Raw genomic sequence first — 19,262 nt, forward strand, 5'->3', positions numbered from 1 at the left:
GTGCATCGTAGTAATTTCTCCAGTAGCCCTATCGACCCCAACGAGCAAACCTTTTGCACTTCCAACCCCTCCAGGAATTGCGACGTAAGCGTTTAACTCAGGTGTAAACGTCCCGTTCCGAATAACGGAGTTGGCATCAGCCACATACTGTTCGAGTGTGTAGTTGTCGTGGCCTAGCGTTTGCCCAATTTCCTCTCCATGCTTCTCAAAGTGACGTACATCCTCTCCGGGTTTAAATTTTCTGTCAGCAATAGGCGGAGTTGGCGTCCCTTCTTTTACCTTCGGTACATCCTCTGGTTTCTTTGATGATCCAGACCACCTTCGTTTCCTCCTGGGCACTCAGTTTGCCCCAGCGGGTCTATCCAGCCAGTAGGGTTAGTCACGTACTGGTAGCTATTTAACCCACCCGCAAGCTTGATCGGATCCGGTGTCAAAAACCGCCCAGTACCCGGATTGTAGTAGCGATGACGGTTGTAGTGTAGGCCCGTCTCGGCATCAAAGTACTGACCTTGGAATCGCAACGGGTTGTCGATTTCACTGACATCCAGCGCAGCGAGGTTGCCGTACGCACGGTACTTCGCCGACCACATGATCTCGCCACTGTAGTCGGTGAGTTCCTGCGGTGTGCCCAGATGATCGAGTTGATAGTAGAACGGCGTTGCCTTACGCGGGCCTTCGCCGTCGAGCATCGCGAGCGGGCGGAAGCTGCCGGGTTCGTAGATGTAAGTGCGATAACGGTTGTCCGCGCTTTCGGCGATCAGGCGTTCGCCTTGCCACAAGAATTCGGTGGTATGGCCATCGACAGTTTTCTCGATGCGGCGACCGAAGGGGTCGTACTTATAGGATGCATTGCTGCCGCCCGGCAGGCTGACACCGATCAGTCGATGCTGGCAGTCGTAGCGGTATTCGGTGACAAGTTTCTGTCCGGTGCCACGGCGTTCGCGGATCAGGTTGCCATAGGCGTCGTAGTCGTAGTGGCGGTCGCCCTGCATCAGCAGGCGATTGCCTTTGACGTTGGCGAGGTTGGCTGTGCCTTCGTTGTTCTGGCCGAGCAGGTTGCCGGCCGGATCGTGGGCGAACGTTTCAGGTGTCGCGCCACGTACGCTGGTCAAGCGGTCCAGCGGGTCGTAGTGGAAGCTGCGGTTGCCTTTTCGGCTGTCGTCGATGCCGGCGAGGTTGCCGTTTGCGTCGTAGTTATAGCGACGCTGGAACAGGTTTTTTTCACGCTGGCTGACGCTGTGCGCTTGCAGGCGACCTTGTTCGTCGTACTGGTACTGGCTGAGCAACAGTCCTTGCTGGCGCTGCTGCTCGCGACCGGCATTGAATTGGTGGCTGGTCAGGCGTGAGCCGTTGAGGTCGATGCTACTCAGACGTCCGCCTGACAAATGGCGGTAGTCGAGTGTGCTGCCGTCGGGGAGGCGGCAGTGACTCAGTTGCCCGACGCTGTCGTATTCGTAACGTGTGGTGCCCCAACCCTGGTGTTCGGTGATCAGGCGATCCTGCACGTCGTATTCGTAGGCAAGCGGCCAGTGCCCGTCGTTGACATTCACCAGACGGCCCAGGGCATCGTAGCTGTAGTGAATCTCTTCGCCATCGGCGAGGGTTTTCACCAGCAGTCGACCGGCAGCATCGCGCTGATATTCGGTGATCAGTTCGCTGCCGTCGTCGCCGAATTCGGTCTTCTTCAGCAACTGGCCATTGAGATCGTATTCGTACGCGGTGCGGCGGCCGTCGAATCCGGTTTCCTGCTGGATCAGGCCGTTGGCGTAGTAGTCGAGCTTGTAGTGCTCGCCGCGTTCGTTTTCGATTTCAGTGAGCAGTAGGCCCGCGTTGTCGTAGCGATAGCGCAGCTGGCTGCCGTCGGGATTGATGCGGCGGCTGACCAGATGCAGGTTGTCGGCGTATTCGTAGCGTGTAATGCGGCCGAGCTCGTCGCGTTCAGCGGTGACGCGTCCGTAGGGATTGTAGGTGAAAGCCCGGGTGGCACCGCCGGGGAGGGTGATCTGGGTCAGGCGATCGACGGCGTCCCATTGGTAATGGGTAATGGCGCCGAATTCGTCCTGCCGGGTGATCTGGCGTCCGAGTGCGTCATAGCGATACTTGCGCTGACCACCGTCCGGAAGGCGCTCCTCCAGTAATTGGCCGAGGTTGTTCCAGCCCAGTTGATGGCGGCTGCCATCAGGATGGTGAATTTCTAGCAAGCGGCCCTGGCGGTCGTAGCTGTAGCGGGTTTCGTTGCCCTGTGGGTCTATTTGCTGGGTGATGTCGCCTTGTTGATTGCGGTCGTACTGCCAACGGGCCTTGCCACGTTTGACTTCAATCAGTTGACCATCGAAATAGTTGTAGTGGGTCGGTTCTTCTTCCGGCGGGATGACAGCCATCAATCGTCCGGCATCGCTGTATTGATACTCGGTGATGGCCCCCATTGGATCTTTTACAGCAACAAGACGCCCCTCAGCGTCATAGGCGTTTTGCGTTTCAGCACCATCGGCAGCGGTTTCACTGATCAGGCGTGCATTTTCGTCATGCAAGTAAACCTGTTCACTGCCATCGGCGTTGTGAACCGTTACCGTGCCCTTGTCATCCCACTCGTAGCGAGCTTCCAGTTGGGAGTAGTTGGCCCAATGACGTACGCAGCGGGAGAGTTTGCCTTCACGTTCCCATTCCCAGAAGAAACTGGCGCCACCGGCCAGTTGCCGCTCAAGAATGACGTGCTGATCGTTATAACGGTAATGCTCGGTTTCGCCTGCAGCGTTGGAGGCCGAGACCAATTGATTGCTAGCGTTGTAGCGATAGGTGACGAGGGTCTGAATGGTCAGCCACGGATCCTGGCGCTCACCACGCTCGTCATACTCGGAACGCTGTTGTTGCTGATCCACGGCAACGATATGGCGATCGTCGTAGCGCAACAGCAACGCGCGGCCAGCACCGTTATCGATGCGCTGGATCCGCCCCACGAGGTCATAGCTGATATGCACCTGATTTCCGTACGAGTCACTGACCGTCGTCAGGCGGTCTGCGCGGAAGTGATAAAAGCGTGGTTTTGCCCCTGCTTGGGTGAGGATCAGTTCACCCGGCGCGCTGCCCAGATAAATCGCCGCCTGAGCCAGACTGTTGGTAATGGCTGGACGTTGTTCGGTCGGCATCGGGAAGCGGGTCTGACGGTTTTCGTTATCAGTCCACAACACGCCTTCATCGTTGATTTGCAGGCGATGGGATAGGGAGTGGCTCCAGCCATGGCCGAGACGCCCGTCGATTTCAACCGCGCTGCTGCGATAGAGACGTGTCCATTCAATGGGTAGCAGCCCACCCAATACGCCGTCAGTGAGCGTCAGCAATTCCTCGCCGGTAACCATCGATACCGGTTCACCGTTAGTGCAGGTCTTATCGGCGCACTGAGCAGGTTGATCCGCTGGGTTTTTGGACTGGTTGGGCGCGTTGTCTACTTTTTCCTGTTGTTGAGCGCGGGTGCTGTTTTCCTTCTTGCCGCGTGCATGAATCTGCGCATCCGTCTCTACAGCACCTCCGGAAACGGGTGGTTTTTTCTTTGGTGGTGTGGCGGTCTCTGCGGGTTTTGGAGGCGCAATTTCTACGCTCGCCTTTCTCGCCTGGTTCAGTGGCGAATTGCCGTTGAGCATCAACGGTTTCGCCGTATCGGCGTGTGCTGTCGCATTCTTCTTGCTGATCTTCATCAGCATCGACGTGAAGTCTTCAATCAGTGTCATGACCTTGCCGCTGTTCCTTGCAGCATTAAGGCCCTTGGTGCCAATACGGACGGCCAAACCGATCCCGCCCGTCAACACAATACCGATCAGGATGTTCAGCAGTACTTCCGTAGTCAGTTCTGCCAGCACTTCAGTGCAGGTCTGCGGAGGCAGCATTTTGACCCACGCTACGATAGCTGCGACGTAGATCCACATAAGTGGCTCGTCACTGGCGATCAGCAGGGCTGTTTGAATGGCTTCTTTTGAAGCGTTATAGATCTTCTTTATCTGTTCTTCGGTGAAGAATTTTTTGAGTTTTTCGTAGTTTTCCCGAGGGTGTGCAACCAGGTCGTACAGACTTTTGATGTCCCCCACAGCCCCATAATCGCCTTGAGGAACCCCTTCCACGCCGACTCCAATTGCTGCAATGCCCGTCCAGCCATGGATGCATTGGTATGCGCTTGCCAAAGTGGCAGAAAGTCGGTGGTCCACTCTGTTTGCAGCCAGCCGCTAAGGTCCCCGATTACGCCTTGATAGGAGTTGAACAGGCTATCGATCTGAGCCTTGGTGGGATTCGGGAAAAAAGTGATTTCATATTGCTGATGCGGTTTGAGGCCAGTGACCTCCAGAATCCCGCTTGGACCGATTTTGACGTTGATCGGTTGACCGACTTCGTTCTTTCCGTAGAGCTTGCCATTCTCCACCGGCACCAGTCGCACCGGCGTATTGCCGATAGGTACAAAACGCGCAGACTCAAAACTATGTACAAGTTTGAGTTTGCCGTTGGCAGGGCAGTTGGCATAAAGGGTATTTTCCTTTTTGCTGTCTTTGTCCGCCGTACCGACTTCGTCACCGACCTTGAACTGTTGCTCTGCGTCCAGAATGCTGCCGTACCAGGCTTCGGCATGCTCGCGATAATCCTTCAGGCACTTCTTGAAGTCGCTGATGATGGCCTGAGCATCAGGCTGTTTTGCATTGAGATTGGCAACAATCTCACCCATCAAAATGCTCATACAGCCACCTCACTTTCCAGATGGGCCTTCAGCAGGCCGGTAAAATTTTCTTCCGTGAGTGGCGTGCGTTTTACGAAACGCGCCACTTTCTTTTGCAGGTTCGATTCAGGGAACGAGAAGTACAGGTCGGCATGTTCGTCCAGCAGCCACTGCATCATGTTGCCGATCACGGTCGAAGGGTTTTCGGCCATCAAGCTGTCCAGCAGGTCTTTCGGCACCTCCCACCACGGCCAATCTTTCGCCTTCGGCACCACCCTCGGCCCGACTTCCAGGCTCCGCCCATTAATCAGATACCGCTCAAACACCGGCAACACTTCCCCGGCCGTCTCACCCAGCCCATCAAGAATCGGATAGATATGCCGCCCATCCCAGAACCGGAAAAACACTTCGGTCCCGTCCGGCATCTTCACTTGGGTCAAACTGCGCAGGTGTTCGAAAACTTCGTTGGGCTCCGAGCGGGAGACCGCCAGCCAGCCCCAGTCGAGGGCGTCGGTTTTGGTGATCCAGGGCAGGAAGGCCGAGTTGGCCTTGAGTTCGGCGACGTAAGGCATCACCGGTTGCCAAGTGGAGTAGGGCGTTCCACCCCAGACGGGAATGGCCTGCACGGACGGTTCGCTCTGATACAAGGCCTTGAGCGCTTCGGCATCACTGGCGGCGCTGACGATCAGATACAGACGTTCGTCTTTTTGCAGCGGCTGTTGTGCCAGCCAGTCCTTGGGTGTCAGTCGATTAGATGGCACAGGCACCTGCCTTGCATTTTTCACACTCTTCACAGAATGGCGCATTACGTTTGAGGGTGTTGATTTGCGCCGGGGTCAGCACGGAGCCCGCCTTGTCGGCATCCGCCTGCTTCAGCACGCCCGGCATCAGCGGTGCAGCACCGGTGCCGCTGCCCGGTCCTCCGCCGGAGTTGATGTTGATCGCCGGCCCGCTCATGGTCACGCCGCCGCCATCGATCTTGATGAAGCTGCCACCGCCGACCAGCGTCAGTTCGGCCCCAGCCTCCAGCACCACCTTCATGCCACTGCTCAGGTGAATTTCCTGCCCCGCGTCGATGAACTGCCCGGTGCCGATCTTGATGTGCTGGTTCACGCCCACGGTCAGGTGATCGTTGGCCCGTGCTTCGACTTTGCGGTCTTCATAAACCGTGTGGTGTTCTTCGGCCTTGAATTCCGTGTAGCTGTTCTTTTCCACGACGTCGTGGCGTTCGTTGCCGACGCGGATTTTCTGGTCGTGTTCGATGTTTTCGTCCCAGTCGCGCTGGGCGTGCAGGAAGATCTGTTCCTGGCCTTTCTTGTCTTCGATGCGCAGTTCGTTGAAGCCGCCGCCGCCCATCGAGCTCAGGGTCTTGAAGGTGGTGCGGGTCTTGTTCGCCGGCAGGGCGTAAGGGACGGTGTTTTCCTTGTGGTACAGGCAGCCGCTGATCAGCGGCTGGTCGGGGTCGCCTTCGAGGAAGGTCACCAGCACTTCCATGCCGATGCGCGGGATGGCGATGCCGCCGTACTGGGCGCCGGCCCAGGCGGAAGACACGCGCAGCCAGCAGCTGGTTTTGTCGTCGGCCTGACCTTCACGATCCCAGTGGAACTGGACTTTCACGCGGCCGTATTCGTCGCAGTGGATTTCTTCGCCTTTAGGGCCGGTGACCACGGCGCTCTGGCTGCCGAGGATGCGCGGTTTCGGGTGGCGCAGGGGCGGGCGGTTCGGCACGTCCCACGGGGTGGCCTGGAAGCGGTTGCGGTAGCCCTGGTGGAAATCGTCTTTGAGCGCGGTGGTGTCGCTGGTCACCGACTCTTCCAGCACTTGCGGCTGCTTGCCTTCGTGCAGGACTTCGGTGAGCAGCCACAGGTCATTCCACTTGGCCTTCGGGTGTTCTTTCAGCGCGAGGAAATGGCCGCTGACCAGCAACGGCTGGTCGCTCTTGCCTTCGGCGAGCTGGAAGTCGCTGCGATGACGTTCGAGGGCGCGTTTAGCCAGGTGTTTGCCGCGTTCGCGGTCGACGAAACGGCCCGGGTAGTCGTAGTCCTCGAGGTCGGGCAGGGCGTCGCCGCGGTTTTCGCTTTCCAGCGTCAGGCGCGGTTTTTCGAAGTCGTAGTCGCGGCGCGTGGTGCGGCTGGTGCGGGTTTCCAGGCGCAGGTCGAAGCGCTTGATCACCGGGTCGCTGGCGACCATGCCGGAGTCCTGCTGATAGGCCACCGGCGCCAGTTTCTTGAACACCGTCTGGTCATCGCCGAACACCAGTTTGTGGCCCGTGGCGCTGTGCTGGAAGTGGTAGTGAATGCCTTCTTCTTCGCACAGGCGCTGGATGAAATGCAGGTCCGATTCGTCGTACTGCACGCAGTAGATGCGCTCCGGGTAGATCGAGCCGGTCTGGAAGGCGTAGGCGTTGCCCTGGATGCCATGATCTTCGAGGACCTTGCCGATGATTTTCGGCACGCTGAGGTTCTGGAAGATCCGCTGGTTGATCCGGTGGGCGAGGTACGCCAGTTGCGGGCGCAGGGTCACGGAGTAGCGCGTCAGGCGCTTGCCGGAATCGCCTTGCGCGGCGCGGTAGATCAGGCCGTGGATGCCGCTGCCGTCGGGCGACAGCTGCAGGAAGGCCGGTTTGTGCAGCAGGGTTTCGAGGTCCAGCGACGGCTGCTCACTGACCAGCTCCACCTCAAACACAAAAGGCTGGCTGATGGCTTCCCGGCCGCTCAGGGTAAACACCTGAAAGTCGGCGGAAAGACCTTCGATGGTCAGGGCAAAGTGGGTTTCATTGGCCGGCGCGAACATCCCTTGTTCCTCGTGCTGTACAGCGGCGCTCGTCGACGCCCGCAAAGCGGGTCAACGTACGCGAAATTCTGGAGGGGCGTAAACAACATCGACCAGCAGAGCTGGCCGATGCTTGAAACGATCAGCCGTAATTAAACGACTGGAGCACGCCAGTCATCGGAACCCGAAGTACCGGATACTTCGTGGGTCCAGGTGATTTTACGGTAGGTGAACTGCACTTCTTCCAGGTGGGTGAAGTGCGAGTTGCCTGGATCCTGGCAGTTGTGCATTTTGTTGTTGATGGCGACGATGATCGCGTCTTCCAGTTTGGTGGTGTAGTAGTGCTCTTGGGTACCTTGAGCCGAAGTGCGGTACCACTGGATAACGATTTCGCTCATGCGCTCGCCGGAGGTCAGAGCGGCTTGCAGCAGTGGCGAAGCCTTGTCGTAGACCTTGGTGATGATCACTGGCTTGTGAACGCGCTGACCGGTTGGCTGACCGGATTGTGGGTCACGCGGGATGATCACGTCGTGGCTGAACGCCTGAACCATGACCTGGTCTTCGTGACCTTCCTGGTAGGTGTTGCCAACGGAGTCGGCGGTGAAGGCGCCGGCAGTGATCAGGCCTTGTTTTTCGCCGGTAACCGACATGTACGCTGGTGTTGCCATGGGAGGTGCTCCTTGCGGATAAAGTTAGGGTGCCCGGGAGGCGAAATCGCCCGGTGGGTGGCTGACTGTTATCAAGGAGCGTGCCAAGATTTTCGAAGCCTTATAAACCAATGAGTTGGCGCTGAGCGACCTTGGTTTTAGCGAAAAGGGGCGGGGATCCAGGCAAAAAGTGCGCAAGAAGTTGCGCAGTACTGCGCAACTTCTTGCGCACTTGGCTGGAGGGCACGTGGCACAAGGGTTTCAAAGGTTTTATAGGGGTTTTATTACGGGGAACTGCGCAACTTCTTGCGCAGTATGGCTAATCGCCGCGTTATCGATTCAACACCGCCAGGCAGTCTTCAATCGAGCGTTGTTGCGTCTCGGCATACAACCCCAATTCATCAATGGTCGAACGCCCGAGGGCGAGTTCGAACGCCTGTCGGTTGGAATGCTCGCCATAGTGCGTCTGCGCTGCGTCCCCCAGGTTCGACTGAAAAATCCCCGCTGCACTCACCGGCAGGAAATCTTCGTACACCAGCGGTTCGGCTTTCACATAGCCGTCGCGCAACAAAGCTTGCAGCGAAACATCAGCGGGACGACCCGCCTCAAGCCCTTTGTCTGTCAGGAAATAACGGAAATACGCCAGTTCCTGCTCGCGCATGCCCTCGAGGCTGTCAGGGAATTCGCTGAAATGCTGGGTCATAAGGGCGTTGTAGCGTGAGGCATTGGCTTCGTTGGGGAAATCGCCGAGTTCATCGCGTGCCGCGTTCAGCAGCCGGTCGTACAACGCACGGCCCTTGGGGGTCAGCGCCGCGCCCCGTTGTTCAATTTCACCGAAGCGGGCGCTGTGGCTGCCGCGGGTTTGCGTCTGGTCGGTGAAGGCGATCGGCTCGTCCAGCGCCTTGAAACTGGTCTGACGCAACAGGATCGGGTGCTGCCGGCGCGGTGGGCCTTCGATCACCGCTTTGGGCGTGATGCCGTGCTGCGGCATCTGCGCCTGGACGATGTCGATGTCCAGCGTGCGCGGGGTCAGGTGGTTGATGTGCGGGCCTTTGAAGGCCACGACATCGGCAATCAGACGATGCTGGGCGCTGAGCGTCTGGTACTGCGCGGCGGTGACGGTGGCGCTGTGGTGCCAGCGAAAAGTCTCCAGCGCCTGCAGGACAAATTCCCCGGCCTCGGATTCATTCAGCCCGCCAGCGGACTCGGCCTGTTCGATCAGGCGCAGCGCCGCCGGTGTGAAGATCGAACGCTTATCCAGCACCGATTCAGCAAAGGCACGCAGTTCGGGGTCTTCAATCAATTCCAGTCGCAGCAACGAAGTGAACACCCGGAACGGGCTGACCTGCAGCGCATCTTCATGCACCGCGCGAAACGCCGTGGAATGCACCGGCACCCGGCAGGGGTCAGGTCGTAATAGCCCACCGGTTGCATGCCCATCACTGCGAACAAGCGGGCGAGGGTGGCCAGTTCAGCGGCGGTACCAACGCGGATTGCGCCGTGGCGCTCCATGTCCAGCCGTTCGATCTCACCGGTGCTGTGCAGTTGACTGGCGATTTGCGGCTCGCGTGCCAGTACTTCGCGGTTGGTCTGCTCCACCAGTTCCATCAACGCGCCGTACAGCGGCACTTCTTCGCGGTACATGTCGGACATCGCTTTGGAGAAGCGTTGGCGGATCAGGTCGGGGCTGACGAAAGGCTGCACGGTCATGAAAAAAATTCCTGGCACGGTCACGTAGAGGATGTCGGAAAAGATCGCAGCCTTCGCTGACGCGGGCAAACGAAGAATCCTACGAACTTCATTCTGCCAACGACTGACCGTTTACCTGTCCTGACGCGAATGCTCCCCCAGAAACTCGCGATACAGACGTGCCGTGTTCGACGGTTGCTCGACCATCGGCATATGGCCGACGCCGTCCCAGACATCGACCCGCAAATTGCTGATGCCTTTGCTCCACACCGGCACGCTGCTGACGTCGATCAACCGGTCCTTGCGGCCCCAGAGCAACAGCGCCGGGCATTTGATGTCCGGCAGTTTCGGCTCCATCGGCGGGCTGGCGCGAAAATCCCGGAAGATCTCTTCCAGTTCGTCGCGGCATTGTTCGTAGCGCTGGGCGATCGCGTCGAGCACCAGACCGGGCACCCACGGTGGCGAGGCCATGGTCATGGCATAGAAGCGTCGGAATTCTTCCGGGAATTGATCAGAAACGGATTGTGCCCACGGGCCAGGTGGCGCTCCATGTCGCTGGCCTCGGCGCAGTGACGCCGGCCGGGTCGATCAGCGCCACCGATGCGATGCGGTCGGGGTAGGTCGCCGCCAGCCACGCGGCGATGTAGCCGCCCATGGAGTTGCCGATCACGTGGACCTTCTCGACGCCGCAGACGTCGAGCAACTGGATCATGCGCTTGGCCTGCACCGGAATGTCGTAGCCACCGCCGGCCTTGAAGCCGGTTTCGCCGTGGCCGGCCAGATCCGGGATGATCACCCGGTACTGCCCGACAAAATGCCGGGCGAAGCGCAGCCACAGGTTCTTTTCGGCACTGTAGCCGTGCAGCATCAAAATGCTGCTCGATGCTTCATAAGGCCCGCCTTGCCAGGTCGATACGGTCATTTCGGCAATCGGCACTTCAATCTTGTGCAGCCGGTACAGCCTGGCCTCCAGGGCCGCGCTCAGATCGTAGAGCCAGTGGCCGACTGCCGGGTAGCTCAACCAGCTCCAGGCCACGAAAACCGCGAGGGCGACAAACAGCAAAAGCATCGTGGGTCTTCCTTGTTCAAGACAGAATGTGGTCGGCCGGTTTCAGCGCCCGGGTCAACCGGTGGTAGCTGAAACTGAAGCCGGGGAACATCGCGATCACGTGACCGCTCCTGCTTTGATACCAACTGTGGCAGCCGCCGGTTTTCCAGACCGTGCGTTCCATTTCCCGGTGAATCATCTGAGTGTAGGTACGTTCTGCTTCGGGGCGAACTTCGATGCTGCGCAGACCTTTGGCCTGCAAGGTGCGGATGCAGTCGAGGATGTAGTTCATCTGCGATTCGATGATGAACAGCGCCGAGGTGTGGCCGATGCCGGTGTTCGGCCCGGTGACGATAAACAGATTGGGAAAGTCTGGCAGGCTGGTGCCGAGGTAGGCGCGCGGGTATTGCGCCCACACATCGCGCAGTTGCACGGCGTTTTTTCCGCTGACCGGGTAGGAAATCACGCCGTCGGTGGCGTCGTAACCGGTCGACCAGACGATCAGATCGACGTTGATGTGCTGACCGTCCGTGGTGACGATGCCGGTTTCATCGAGGCTGGCGATGCCCTGTTCGCGGCTGTGCAACGTGACGTTGGGCCGGGTCAGCGCCGGGTAATAGGTGCTGGAGAGCAGCACCCGTTTGCAGCCGATGGTGAAGTCCGGTGTCAGTTTTTTCCGCAACTCGGGGTCAGTCACCTGGCGTTTGAGAAACTTCAGGGCGTGTCGCTGCACCATGTGAATCGCCGGTTTCGAGTATTTGAAGGCGATGACCCGGGTTTCGAATTGCCAGTAGATCATCCAGCGCAGCAGTTTGTAGGCGGGTTTCAGACCCAGCAGCCAGCGCTGGAACCGACCGAACGTACGGTCGGCCCGGGCAGCACCCAGTGCGCGGTGCGCTGAAACACGTGCAATCGGGCGACCTTCGGCGCAATCGCCGGAATCACCTGAGCCGCACTGGCGCCGCTGCCGACAATCGCTACTCGTTTACCGTGATAGTCGTAGCTGTGATCCCAATTATTTGTATGAAAGGTCTTGCCCTGAAAGCGATCCTGACCGGGGAAGTGTGGGATAACCGGTTGGCTCAACGGCCCGGTGGCATTGATCAGGAACTGCGCATAAAAAATGCCTTTGGTGCCGGTGTGTACGGCCCAGCGCTTTTCGGTGTCGTCCCATTCGACGCGCTCGACGTTGGCCTGCAGTTCCACCCGGTCACGCAGGCCGAAGCGTTCGATTACATGGTCGGTGTAGCGATGCAGTTCAGCCTGTTCGGCGAACATCTGGGTCCAGCGGTAAGGCGCAAACGACAGCGAATACAGCGGCGACGGCACATCCACCGCTGCGCCGGGGTAGGTGTTCTGGCACCAGGTGCCGCCGAAAAAGTCCCGGCGTTCCAGCAAGCGAAAGTCGTCGATACCGGCCTTGAGCAGATTGACCGCCGCGCACTGGCCGCCAAAACCGCTGCCGATGATCAACACTTGATAGGTCTGCATGGGCATCCTTCTTAGAGTCTTTTTTCCATTTTCTTCCTTTCATGTATAGCCAATCATTTGCCCGCCGTGTGGTGCTGATGACGAGGTATTCGGCCCGCTGGCCGGTGATGGCTATTTAACGTTGCCCTGATAGACTCCCAGCACATCGGGTCTGCGGTCTGCGCAGTACCGTCGAGTGGTCGAGGCCCTTATGGGAAGAACGGGAGGAAAGGGACTTTCACTGGCCAGGAGGCTCTACACATCGCGAACCCTCGGGCTGGTCCTGGGGCTTTTGTGCGTGAGCGTCGCGATGTACCCGCTCGACCCGCCGGCCTGGGTCTGGGCGCTGATGCTGTTCAACGGCCTGCTGTCTGGCCGCACCTTGCTTATCAATGGGCCCGCCGGGCGAAGGTTCCGTACCACGCCGAACACCGCAACCTGTTGATCGACGCCTTCCTCGGTGGCTTCTGGGTCGCCGCCATGCACTTCAATCCCTTGCCCAGTGCCACGACCATTTCGATGATGGCGATGAACAACGTTGCCATCGGCGGCCTGCGTTTTCTGCTGGCCGGGCGGCGGCGCAGTTGCTCGGCGTCGGCGTCGGGCTGGTGGTATTTGCCCCCGCGTTCGTCCCGATGACCACGCCGGCACAGCTTTATGCCTGTCTGCCGCTGTTGATGCTGTATCCGTTGGCGCTGGGCTGGATCTGCTTTCGCCAGGCCTACACCCTCGGCCTGCATAAACGTGAATTGCTGGCCCTGAGCCGCACCGACAGCCTCACCGGTCTGCTCAATCACGGCGCCTGGAAGGATCAACTGGAAATCGAATTCGAACGCTGCAAACGCCAGCAGACAGGCGCTGCGATTGCGCTGATCGACATCGATCACTTCAAGGCAATCAACGACACCTACGGCCACGTGGCCGGCGATATCGTCCTGCGCCAGTTGAGCAAGATGCTCAAGCAGAACCTGCGTATGGCCGATGTGGCGGGGCGCTACGGCGGCGACGAGTTTTGCGTGATCCTGCCGGACTTGCCGCTGTTCAATGCGGCGCAGGCGATGGAAGCCTTGCGTGAGCGTTTTTCCTTTCTGGTGTACGAACAGAACCCGGCGCTGAAAGTCAGCCTGAGCATCGGTCTGGCGGCGCTCGATCCGGCTCACGGCGACGCGACACGCTGGCTGGATGACGCCGATCAGGCGCTGTACGAAGCCAAGGCCGGCGGGCGTAACCGGGTGATCTGCTGCAGCGACGACAAGCCGCGGCGCGAGGTATTCGATTCGGTTTGAACGGATCGGGTGTCGCATCCGGGATAGAGCCTTGGGGCGATGTCAGGTACGGTTCAGTACCCGACACGAAACAAGGATTGATTCATGACGTTCAAATTCCGTCGTTCTTCTGCTGGCCGGCCTGTCCCTCACTTTTGCAGCCTCCGGTGTCTTTGCCGAACCGCACAAACAGGTGCTGGCCGACGCAGAGCAATACAAACCCGAAGCCCTGAAACTGCTCGAGCGCCTGGTCAATATCGACTCCGGTTCCGGCTATGAACCGGGGCTAAAGCAAGTCAGCGACATCGCCATTGATGAGCTGAAAAAGCTCGGCGCGACCATAGAACTGGTACCCAACACCCCGGAAAAAACCAACCACGTGCTCGCCACGCTCAAAGGCACCGGCAAGGCGAAAATCCTGCTGATGGCGCACATGGACACGGTGTTCAAGGAAGGCTCCGCCGCCGAGCGACCGTTCCACATCAAGGACGGCCGCGCCTACGGGCCGGGGGTGATGGACGACAAGGGCGGGATTGTCGCCGGCATCTACGCGCTGAAGATCCTGAAGAACCTCGACTTCAAGGACTACGCGCAAATCACCTTCCTGCTCGATGCCAGCGAAGAAACCGGCTCGGACGTCGCCACCGACCTGATCAAGAAAACCGCCAAGCTTCACGACGTGACCCTCAATCTTGAACCGGGCCGTCCGGCGGATGGACTGGTGATGTGGCGCAAGGGCAGCGCCACCGCGCTGGTGGAGGTCAAGGGCAAGGCTGCTCACGCCGGCGTCGCACCGGAACTGGGGCGCAACGCGGCGATGGAAGCGGCGCACCAGATCCTGCAACTCGGCAAACTCGGCGACGAAGCCAGGAAAACCACCATCAACTTCACCGTGCTCAAGGCCGGTGATCGCACCAACGTGATCCCGGATCAGGCCACGGCCAAGGCTGACGTGCGGGCGGCGGTGCCGGAAGAGTTCGACCGGATCGAGAAGGATCTGGCGCGGGTGTCGCAGGACAAGTTGATCCCCGATACCGAAGTGAAGACCTCGCTGCAACGCGGCTTGCCACCGATGCCGCAGACGGCGGAGTCGGATCGGTTGATGGCGATGGCGCAAGGGATTTACGGCGAAATCGGCCGCAAGTTGACCGAAGAAGGCAGCGGCGGGGCGGCGGATGCGAGCCTGTCGGCCGGGGTAGGGACGCCGACGCTGGACGGGTTCGGGATTGTCGGCGGCAACATTCATACGCCGGAGGAATACGCGGAGGTGGAGAGCGTGGCGCCGCGGATTTATCTGTTGTCGCGGATGATTATGGAATTGGCTAAGGGGCGGTGAGCCGGTCGGTGGAGTAGCGGAGTTGGCGGGGTGTCAGGCAGATTTCTCCCTCACCCCAGCCCTCCCGAAACGTCGGACCGCCCGGAGGGAGAGGGAGCTGACCGAGGTGTCTTGCGCTATACATCGACCTGAAACACCGAGTCGATTATGGATTCGGTGAAGTGCATCCAGGTCGATGAATATCCTGAGCATCCCCCAATCGGTTCCCTCTCCCTCCGGGTGTATGTACCGGAGACATGGTGGACACATGTTCGGGGACATGGTGGACGGTTTTCAAATCCGCTTACCTGATACAACGGTCTGTTGAATCAAGTCAATTCGGGCAATGCGATGTCTGCTCCAGTAGACATCGTAGATGCCATCTTCTGTCGTTCCCCTGATCGCTATCAGCTCCCCGATGAAGGCCTTTCCGATCAGGAATTGGCTGCTTCTCCAGTACATCTCGCCATTGCCCTGAACTTTCCTGACCAAATCTCCTTCCGCGTACTCCAGGACAGGCCGGGTCTCTTGGTATTCAAGCGGGCTACTGCTGTAGCGGCTCGCTGGAACCCCCATTCCCAAGGCTTGATGCGGGCGCTTCTGATTGTAAGTTTCTCGCCAGATATCGAAGGCTTTTTGTGCTCCGACGAGGTCGATAAAGCACTGACTCTGCAGAACTTCGGCCTTCAAGCTGCGATGGAATCGCTCAATCTTGCCCTGCGTTTGTGGATGGTAGGGCCGGGAGTGGCTGACCCGGATGCCCTGTCTCATCAGCCAGACTTCCAGGGCGGTGTAGACCCCGGTTTGGTCACCCCATGGCGAACCGTTATCCATGGTCATGCGTTGCGGCAGACCGTATCGGCGAAACACTCCAACAAGCTGTTCTTCCACGGTTTGGCGTTGTTGATTGGCGCAAGCGGCGATGCACAACGAGAAGCGGGAATGGTCATCCAATATCGTCAAAGGGTGGCAGCGGCCATGACGCATACCGACGTGTCCCTTGAAGTCCATCTGCCACAAATCATTGGGCGCCTCATGCTCGAACCGGATAAACGGTTTGATCTCAGCAGCCTTTGGATCAACGCGCGAATGACGCTGTAAAACTGCATGCACGGTGCTGACGGAAGGCATCACTAAACCCTTGTCTTCCAGCACGCGTTTGAGCTTGCGAGCGCCCCAAGCCGCGTACTCCTGACTCACGGTCAGAATCTGCTTCTCCACCTCGTCAGCACAACGTTTGGGTGACGTCTTGGGTCGTCGCGACTGATTGCTCATCCCCTCAGCCCCTGATTTTTCAAACCTGCTGAGCCATTTGTAGGCAGTGCTAGGGCTGATGTTGAATCGACGGCAAAGCTGCCGAACATTGGCCCCTTCTTGCCGAGCCAAAAGCACGAATTCTGTACGAAGCTGCACGGTAGACACCTCTTCCCAAGACACAGGCCATCTCCTTCGTGATGAGCAATGTGTCTATTTAAAAGTGTCCACCATGTCTCCGAACACCTGTCCACTATGTCTCCGGTACATACACCGGGAGAGGGCTAGGGTGAGGGGGCTTTTGTGGGAAATGAGGAAAGTGTGAGCGGCGCACAACTTTCCAAGACCTTTCCTACAACGTACCCTGTTGCCGCGTTTCAGTATCGACCCCTATAGTTCGGGCTCGCGGAAAACTCCGCGAACGACCTTGGCCGGTCGATACAGGAACGTACAGTTGTCCAACATATTCAGCGATTTTTGCCTGAAGTTGTTGTGTTTTGGCGGCTGTGCGTGGGACACCTTCGGGTGTGCCGGTTCCTGTATCCGGTCGGCCAACCCGCGTACGGCTGCCACCCTCTTCGTTTGGCCGCGAATGGTGATAGCCCTAATTACAGGAGTTACACCAATGTCGGATCAAGTAATCCCCCGCTACCTCCCCATCGACACCTACGACGCCGAATCCCCGGTGCTCTTCATCAATACCCAAAAAGAACTCAGCGACATGGCCGCGTGTGCGATGCACCGTTTTGTGGTCGTGCGCGATCTGGCGGACACGTTTTCCAGTCTCGACCTGAAGGGCATTTCCGATTGTGATCTGACGCGGATTACCAGCGCGGTGCATCTGCTGATGCGAGAGGGCTGCGCCATTCTGAACGTGATTCAGACGCGGGCATTACAGCGGGAGGAGGGCTTCAAAACGGCGGTCTAGCGGTTTCGCGGCGGGCGCCATGCGAGTGGACTCGTGATGGCGTCGGGCCGCTCTGCCTCTTTGTAGCGTGGTGCGGGGTTACTCTTTGACGCTCATGTATTCCTTGGCCCAGAGGATGTATTCCTCAGGCTGGGTGTAGGTGTGGGTCAGTTCGGTGGCGCTCAGGTCGGAGGCCTGGGTGAAGATCTGGCGTTGTTCGCGCAGGCTGTCGTAGGTCGCCTTGATCGCCGCGAAGTAGGCACCGTGGCCGTCGATGGTTACGCGTACACCCAGTTCGGCCAGGCGTTTGTCGTCGCGCAGTGCCGGGTTGCCGTAGGTGACCAGCATCAGAGGGACGGTCAGGTGTTCGGCGATTTGCTCGAGCTGATCGAAGTCCTGGATCCCGACCATGCAGATACCGTCAGCGCCAGCAGCTTGATACTGCTTGGTGCGGCTGATGATTTCCTGGTTCGGCAGGATGCCGGCGTTGGTCCGGGCGATGATTGCCATCTCCGAATCGACCCGGGCTTCCAGTGCCGCGCGGATCTTGCCGACGCCTTCAGCGACGGTGATCAGATCGGTGGATTTGCGGCCGAATTGTGCCGGCAGCAGGGTGTCTTCGATGGTCAGCGCGGCGACGCCGGCGCGTTCCAGTTCGACGATGGTGCGCATCACGTTGAGCGCGTTGCCGTAGCCGTGGTCGGCGTCGGCGATCACCGGCAATTGGGCGACTCGGCCGATACGGGTGGCCTGCTCAGCGAATTCGCTGAGGGTGATCAGGGCAAAGTCCGGGGCACCCAGCACCTGCAACGAGGCGACCGAGCCGCCGAGAATCCCTACTTCAAAACCCAGGTCAGCGGCGATGCGGGCGGACATCGGATCGAACACCGAGGCGGTGTGATAGCAGGTGTCGGAAGCCAGCAGCTGACGGAAGTTACGGCGCAAATCTTGATGAGAAAGCCTGGTCATACGAGTTCCACCAATACAAAGGAATGGAAAGGCTTGAGCAAAGGTGTCAACGCCGAAGGTGAAAAGGCTATCACGCCAATGGGTCAAGGATCATGACGAATTAACGAGGAAGTTAACCAGGAAAATCCTGTTCAGGCTCTTTCGCAGCAGGTATGGGCGCTCAGGCCGCCACCGCCTGCTGCTGTTGATTGGGCAGCGGCACCGCCCGCACTGAGTTGCCCGGCTGCAATTGCAGGCGTTTTGCGGTGAGGCGGTCGATCACCAGACTGCTGCCAACCCGGCGTCCCGGCGCGACGGTGATGCGGCAGTTTTCCAGGCGGCGGTTGTGGATCAACCACAGCGGCGCCTGATCGTCCGGCGTGCCGATGCTCAGGGTCAGTTCCAGGCTGTCGCGCACGGTGCGGATGCTACGGATCGGCGCCTCGATCACCGGGCCGCCGTCGAAGATGTCGATGTAGCCTTTGTGGGCGAAGCCCTCGGACTGAAGGATTTTCAATGCCGGTTCGGTGTTGGGGTGGGCCTGGCCGATAACGGCCTGAGCCTGTTCGGTGAGTAGGCAGGTATACAGTGGCTGACGCGGCATCAGTTCGGCGATGAAGGCTTTATTGCCGAGACCGGACAGGTGGTCGGCGTGGCTGAAGTCCATCTGGAAGAAGTGCCGGCCCAGACTGTCCCAGAACGGCGAGCAGCCTTGCTCGTCGGCACTGCCTCGCAGTTCGGCGATCATCTTTTCGCCGAACAGGTGCGGGAATTCGGCAACAAACAGCAAACGCCCCAGCGACAGCAAGCGTCCATTGCTGCCATGGCGCTGGTCGTGGCGCAGGAACAGCGAGCACAGCTCCGATTGGCCGGTCAGTTCGTTGTTGAGGAACAGCGTCGGGATCTGCCGCTGAATGCCCAGGTCCGGCGCCGAGCTGACGGTCAGCCCGACCCGATAGTTGTACCAAGGCTCACGCAGGCCGACGGCCCCGGCCAGAGCGCTGACGCCGACCACGCGCTGCTCGTCGTCTTCAAGCACGAACAGGTAATCGGCATCGGCCCGCTCGACCTGTTCGGCGAACGCCCGTTGCGCCCAGCGTACCCGGTGGGCCAGGCGATCTTCGTTGGCGGGCAGGGTGGTGAACCCCGGCCCGGCCTGTTGCACCAGCGTCATCAACGCTGGCAGGTCGCTGACTTGGACCGGACGGACAATCATGCTGCAACTCCTTTTGCGCGCCAGCTCGGGCACTG

7 protein-coding genes and 6 pseudogenes are annotated in these 19,262 nt (G+C 59.2%); 3 read left to right on the forward strand and 10 right to left on the reverse strand.

The annotated features are described in order from the left end of the window. Positions 1 to 347: 347 nt before the first annotated feature. From ABFB52_RS11640 to ABFB52_RS11670, 7 genes and pseudogenes are all read right to left on the reverse strand, one after another. Positions 348 to 4,717 (reverse strand): annotated as a pseudogene (locus tag ABFB52_RS11640) (RHS repeat-associated core domain-containing protein); the annotation flags it as partial. Next, positions 4,714 to 5,457 (reverse strand): DUF4123 domain-containing protein, encoded by a 744-nt coding sequence (locus ABFB52_RS11645; RefSeq protein WP_129974322.1) that lies wholly within the window; start codon positions 5,455 to 5,457, stop codon positions 4,714 to 4,716. The gene ABFB52_RS11645 and the pseudogene ABFB52_RS11640, both read right to left, overlap by 4 nt. Further along, entirely contained in the window at positions 5,447 to 7,489 is a 2,043-nt protein-coding gene (gene tssI, locus ABFB52_RS11650; RefSeq protein ID WP_346836129.1) for a type VI secretion system tip protein TssI/VgrG, read from the reverse strand. The genes ABFB52_RS11645 and tssI overlap by 11 nt, the downstream gene beginning before the upstream one ends. A 131-nt stretch (positions 7,490 to 7,620) precedes the next feature. Continuing rightward, positions 7,621 to 8,136: an Hcp family type VI secretion system effector gene (locus tag ABFB52_RS11655; protein ID WP_003226246.1), complete on the reverse strand. Its 516-nt coding sequence runs from the start codon at positions 8,134 to 8,136 to the stop codon at positions 7,621 to 7,623. Between the two features lie 310 nt (positions 8,137 to 8,446). Next, positions 8,447 to 9,825: pseudogene (locus tag ABFB52_RS11660) on the reverse strand (VOC family protein). Positions 9,826 to 9,936: 111 nt separating this feature from the next. After that, a pseudogene (locus tag ABFB52_RS11665) lies at positions 9,937 to 10,873 on the reverse strand (alpha/beta fold hydrolase). 16 nt (positions 10,874 to 10,889) lie between these two features. Beyond that, positions 10,890 to 12,343, reverse strand: a pseudogene (locus ABFB52_RS11670) (NAD(P)/FAD-dependent oxidoreductase). A gap of 190 nt (positions 12,344 to 12,533) precedes the next feature. Between ABFB52_RS11670 and ABFB52_RS11675 the strand changes: the two are divergent. Both ABFB52_RS11675 and ABFB52_RS11680 read left to right on the forward strand, forming a co-directional pair. Beyond that, positions 12,534 to 13,608, forward strand: a pseudogene (locus ABFB52_RS11675) (diguanylate cyclase). 84 nt (positions 13,609 to 13,692) lie between these two features. Further along, positions 13,693 to 14,923: pseudogene (locus tag ABFB52_RS11680) on the forward strand (M20/M25/M40 family metallo-hydrolase). 273 nt (positions 14,924 to 15,196) lie between these two features. Here ABFB52_RS11680 and ABFB52_RS11685 read toward each other — a convergent pair. Further along, positions 15,197 to 16,339 carry an IS481 family transposase gene (locus ABFB52_RS11685; RefSeq protein WP_129974377.1) on the reverse strand — a complete coding sequence of 381 codons (1,143 nt, stop codon included), beginning with the start codon at positions 16,337 to 16,339 and terminating at the stop codon, positions 15,197 to 15,199. Between the two features lie 442 nt (positions 16,340 to 16,781). Here ABFB52_RS11685 and ABFB52_RS11690 point away from each other — a divergent pair, with 442 nt between their 5' ends. Further along, the gene (locus ABFB52_RS11690) at positions 16,782 to 17,084 is read left to right on the forward strand and encodes a hypothetical protein (RefSeq protein ID WP_085748230.1); all 303 of its coding nucleotides are present in this window, start codon (positions 16,782 to 16,784) and stop codon (positions 17,082 to 17,084) included. A gap of 78 nt (positions 17,085 to 17,162) precedes the next feature. Here the strand turns inward: ABFB52_RS11690 and ABFB52_RS11695 are convergent, their stop codons facing one another. Beyond that, the gene (locus ABFB52_RS11695) at positions 17,163 to 18,032 is read right to left on the reverse strand and encodes an oxaloacetate decarboxylase (RefSeq protein ID WP_007956238.1); all 870 of its coding nucleotides are present in this window, start codon (positions 18,030 to 18,032) and stop codon (positions 17,163 to 17,165) included. Between the two features lie 160 nt (positions 18,033 to 18,192). Next, positions 18,193 to 19,227 (reverse strand): arginine N-succinyltransferase, encoded by a 1,035-nt coding sequence (gene astA / locus ABFB52_RS11700; protein WP_007956239.1) that lies wholly within the window; start codon positions 19,225 to 19,227, stop codon positions 18,193 to 18,195. Positions 19,228 to 19,262 lie beyond the last annotated feature (35 nt).

It is taken from the genome of Pseudomonas sp. 9.2(2024) (genome assembly GCF_039695385.1).
In the GTDB taxonomy this organism is placed as follows: Bacteria; Pseudomonadota; Gammaproteobacteria; order Pseudomonadales; family Pseudomonadaceae; genus Aquipseudomonas; species Aquipseudomonas paraglycinae.

Coding starts and splice junctions, on each gene's coding strand:
- tssI (WP_346836129.1), bottom strand. CDS start 7,489: ATGTTCGCGCCGGCCAATGAAACCCACTTTGCCCTGACCATCGAAGGT.
- ABFB52_RS11655 (WP_003226246.1), bottom strand. CDS start 8,136: ATGGCAACACCAGCGTACATGTCGGTTACCGGCGAAAAACAAGGCCTG.
- ABFB52_RS11690 (WP_085748230.1), top strand. CDS start 16,782: ATGTCGGATCAAGTAATCCCCCGCTACCTCCCCATCGACACCTACGAC.
- ABFB52_RS11695 (WP_007956238.1), bottom strand. CDS start 18,032: ATGACCAGGCTTTCTCATCAAGATTTGCGCCGTAACTTCCGTCAGCTG.
- astA (WP_007956239.1), bottom strand. CDS start 19,227: ATGATTGTCCGTCCGGTCCAAGTCAGCGACCTGCCAGCGTTGATGACG.